The sequence below is a fragment of the Companilactobacillus futsaii JCM 17355 genome (assembly GCF_001435505.1).
Taxonomy (GTDB): domain Bacteria; phylum Bacillota; class Bacilli; order Lactobacillales; family Lactobacillaceae; genus Companilactobacillus; species Companilactobacillus futsaii.
The window spans coordinates 1-318 of sequence record NZ_AZDO01000109.1 but is presented as its reverse complement, the minus strand read 5'-3'; the positions used below and the strand labels follow the sequence as shown (position 1 = coordinate 318).

Annotated in this window: 1 protein-coding gene; it reads right to left on the bottom strand. The window is 34.6% G+C overall.

Annotation, left to right across the window (positions count from 1 at the left end; all coding sequences use genetic code 11):
- Window positions 1–33: 33 nt before the first annotated feature.
- Window positions 34–318 (bottom strand): transposase (locus FC88_RS08475; protein WP_162256546.1); only part of this gene is annotated, 285 nt, incomplete at its 5' end.

Genomic DNA, 318 nt, shown 5'->3' with positions numbered 1-318 from the left:
TATGAAAAGCATCCTCTCGCAGGATGCTTTTTCTTATGCACAAATGAGTCTTATTCTCTTAAGAAAATGTTCAAGACTTTTAAAACCATAACTGATATGTTTGAGCTTTTTTATCTTTCCGATAGTCCCTTCAAGGGGACCATTGGAGTAAGACATCGTACAACTATTTCTCACGTAATTTAAATTCTTCCGTAACGTTGAAATAGATGTATCCATAGCGGTGTTGTTCTTTTTATACCCGTAAATAGTTTCTTCGAGTAGTGCTATGTCATGTTCATGTATTGCCTTCTGAATACCTTGATAAACATCATAGGTATT